We start from the raw sequence: 291 nt of genomic DNA on the forward strand, positions 1-291 counted from the left end.
GCCGATAATTGATGCACGCTTCTTCTAACTCTTTCATGACATGCTCAACTTCATCCCATGAATAAATGAGGCTCCTGCCGCAAGCGGATGCCCACCCCCATTAAATTTTCTCGCAATGCCGTTAATAACAGGTCCTTTCGAACGTAACCGAACACGAATTTGATCCTCTTCTTCAATAAAGAATACCCAAGCAAGGAGGCCTTTCACATCCCCTAATGTACTAACAAGAAGTGAAGCTTCTGCATCTTTGACACAATATCACTAAGATGATTCGAAGGAGTGAAGGTTTAT

1 pseudogene is annotated in these 291 nt (G+C 42.6%); it reads right to left on the bottom strand.

Features of this window, described 5'->3' with window-relative positions:
- Positions 1-258, bottom strand: a pseudogene (locus PZE06_RS28695) (DHH family phosphoesterase); the annotation flags it as partial.
- Positions 259-291 lie beyond the last annotated feature (33 nt).

The organism is Robertmurraya sp. DFI.2.37 (genome assembly GCF_029211245.1).
Taxonomy (GTDB): domain Bacteria; phylum Bacillota; class Bacilli; order Bacillales; family Cytobacillaceae; genus Robertmurraya; species Robertmurraya methanolica_A.